Origin of the sequence: Devosia sp. (genome assembly GCF_017307565.1) — a bacterium.
GTDB lineage: Bacteria > Pseudomonadota > Alphaproteobacteria > Rhizobiales > Devosiaceae > Devosia.
In genome coordinates this window covers 1-3,350 of sequence record NZ_JAFKHD010000131.1, presented here as the reverse complement: position 1 = coordinate 3,350, position 3,350 = coordinate 1, and the positions used below count along the sequence as shown (strand labels likewise).

The window sequence follows — 3,350 nt, the reverse complement described above, 5'->3', positions numbered from 1 at the left end:
CGTCCATGGCTTCGAGCACGTCAGGTTGAACGCGGGAATCATTTCGGAACCAGTAGTCGACAAGGGCTTGGGCCGGCACATCAGGCGCGATCTCGGCCAAGACCGCGGCGAGTTCGGGCATTAGGTCTTTCTTGCCGGTGACGATGTCGGGCCAATGCGGCTTGAAGAACGTGCTCTGCAGCAGCGGCAGAGGGATGCCGAGATCTCTTTCGAGATCGGTGAAAAGGTGGGCGCCATCCTGCGGGCGGCCGGATACGAGCACTCCATCGACATCCATCAAGATCGTTTTCATCGGCATTCCCCAAGCGTTCGGACAGCTATGCATGGGTGTCGATGAGGGGCAAACAAAAAGGGCGCGGCCTTGGCCGCGCCCTTAATTTTGTAAACTGGCAGCTCTTTAGAGCGTGCGCTGGACCGTCTCGACGCGGAAGCATTCGATGACGTCGTTGGCGCGGATGTCTTCGTAGTTTTCGAAGGCCATACCGCATTCCTGACCGGTCTGAACTTCCTTAACTTCGTCCTTGAAGCGCTTGAGCGTCTTGAGCTTGCCTTCGTGGATGACGACGTTGTCGCGCAGCAGACGCACCCCGGCGCCGCGTTCCACAATGCCTTCGGTGACCTGGCAACCGGCAACCTTGCCGACCTTGGTGATCTGGAAGACTTCGAGGATTTTTGCGTAGCCGATGAAGGTTTCGCGACGCTCGGGTGCGAGAAGACCCGACATGGCACCCTTCACGTCCTCGATGAGGTCGTAAATGATGTTGTAGTAGCGGATTTCGATGCCTTCGCGACCAGCGAGCTCGGAAGCCTGCTTGTTGGCACGGACGTTGAAGCCGATGATGACGGCCTTGGAGGCAGTCGCCAGCGTCACGTCGGATTCGGTGATCCCACCGACGCCCTGGTGCAGGATCTGGGCCGACACTTCGTCGGTGCCGAGCTTCTCGAGCGAAGCGACGATGGCTTCGACCGAACCCTGCACGTCACCCTTGATGATCAGCGGGAACTTGGCGATGCCATTGGCCTTGAGCTGATTCATCATCTGCTCGAGGCTGGTGGCGCCGCCGCCGGCTGTCTTTTCACGGATGGCGCGCTGACGATATTCGGTGACCTCGCGGGCACGCGCTTCAGTTTCGACAACCGAGCAACGATCGCCGGCCGAGGGCACGCCGGTAAAGCCCAAAACTTCCACGGGAACCGAGGGACCGGCCTCCTTGACCTGCTCACCCTTGTCGTTGATCAGGGCGCGCACCTTAGCGAACTCGGTGCCGGCAACGAGAATGTCGCCGACGCGCAGCGTACCGCGCTGGACGAGAACGGTTGCCACGGCACCACGACCGCGATCGAGCTTGGCTTCGACCACGATACCTTCGGCGCGACCGTCACGGGCGACCTTGAGCTCGAGGACTTCGGCCTGGAGAAGGATGGTTTCGAGGAGTTTGTCGAGACCGGCACGGGTCTTGGCCGAAACCTCGACGTCGAGCACGTCGCCGCCCATGGTTTCCACGAACACTTCGTGCTGAAGCAGTTCCGTGCGGACGCGCTGGGGATTCGATTCCGGCTTGTCCATCTTGTTGATGGCCACGATGATCGGAACACCAGCCGCCTTTGCGTGCTTGATGGATTCGATGGTCTGCGGCATGACGCCGTCATCGGCCGCCACGACCAGCACCGCGATATCGGTCGCCTGGGCGCCGCGGGCACGCATGGCGGTGAACGCCTCGTGGCCCGGGGTGTCGAGGAAAGTGATCTTGGTGCCGTTCTTTTCGACCTGATAGGCGCCGATATGCTGGGTGATGCCACCGGCTTCGCCCGAAACCACATTGGCTTCGCGGATCGCGTCGAGGAGCGAAGTCTTGCCGTGGTCGACGTGACCCATGATGGTCACGACCGGCGCACGATCGGTCAGATCCTCGGCCTTGTCGTCGGACGGAATGTCAAAGAGACCTTCTTCAACGTCGGCTTCGGACACGCGCTTGACGGTGTGGCCGAGTTCGCTGGCGATGAGTTCAGCCGTATCGGCATCGATCACGTCGGTGATCTTGGCCATCTGGCCCTGCTGCATCAGCATCTTGATGACGGTGACGGAGCGTTCGGCCATGCGGTTGGCGAGTTCGCCGACCGTGATGACTTCCGGGATCACGACTTCGCGGCTGAGCTTTGGCGCATCCTGCTGGTTGCGGCCCATCTTCTTGTCGCGACGACGCTTCATGGCCGCCAGAGACGGACCACGATCACGATCGTTTTCGGTGGTGGCGCTCGAGACCGTCAGACGGCCACGGGCTGCACCTTCATCACCACGGCGCGACGGACGCTCGGGCTGAGCGCGCGAGGCGCGGCGGGCATTTTCGAGTTCCGCTTCGGTCGTCGGACGCTGCTGCGGCGCGCCGGTACGAATGCGACGGCCATCGGCCTCGCTGGGGGCCGCGGGCGGCACATTGCCGATCGGGGCCATGCCGGCACCGGGGCGACGGTCACCCGCGGGGCGGGCACCGGGACCACCGGGACGCGCGCCGGCAGTGCCGGCAGGACGCGTACGGTCACCCGTGGGACGGGCGCCGGCGGGACGTTCACCATCGGGACGGCCGGTCGGGCGTTCGGCACCACGTTCGGGGCGTTCGCTGCGCTGCGGGCGGCCGGCCTGACCGGGGCGACCTGCAACGGTGCGGACCTGAGTCGGGCCGGGATTGCGCTGGCTGGCCGGAACGAAGGGCTCGCGCTGCTGCTCGGGCTCGCGGGCCGGGGGCGCGGCGGCAGCGCGGGCTGCGGCCTCTTCCTCGACGCGACGGGCTTCGTCAGCCTGGCGGCGTTCTTCTTCCTGGCGGGCAGCTTCTTCGCGGATCTGGCGACGACGGTTGTCGTCCTCGATACGGCGTGCTTCTTCAGCGGCAAAGCGTTCCTTGTCCTCGGCGGCGCGGGCGCCGGCAAGGGCAAGCGCGCGCTGGCGGGCTTCCGCTTCGGCAGCCGAAAGGCCAAGCGCAGGGCGCTGATTCTGCATCGGGCGGCCCTGGCCGGGACGTCCGGAAGCACCCGGGCGGCCACCGCCAGCCTGGGAACCACCTGCGGGAACGCCGGCGGGCTTGGGAACCACGCGCGTGCGCTTCTCCACGACCACCGTCGAGCGCGAAGGACCGCGCGACGTGCCGGCACGCTCGGTGCCGCGCGCCGGGCCGCCGCGTCCGGTCGGCACGCGCTTCTCGTCGGCCACCTTGCGCTTGTGCGCCGCGTGGTAGACGCGGTCCTCCGCCTTCGGGGTCGGCCCGCGGCCCTCGAGGCCCTTGCGCCGCTGCCCGCCGGAGCCGACCGTCGCGCCCTTCTTGCTTCCGGGCTTGCGGGTCGCGCCGCGTCGTTGT

The 3,350-nt window shown here is 65.7% G+C and carries 1 protein-coding gene and 1 pseudogene; both read right to left on the bottom strand.

What is annotated here, in order from left to right; translation table 11 throughout:
* Positions 1 to 292: pseudogene (locus tag J0I64_RS03655) on the bottom strand (HAD family phosphatase); the annotation flags it as partial.
* A gap of 105 nt (positions 293 to 397) precedes the next feature.
* Entirely contained in the window at positions 398 to 3,187 is a 2,790-nt protein-coding gene (gene infB, locus J0I64_RS03650; protein WP_291406257.1) for a translation initiation factor IF-2, read from the bottom strand.
* Between the last annotated feature and the right edge of the window lie 163 nt (positions 3,188 to 3,350).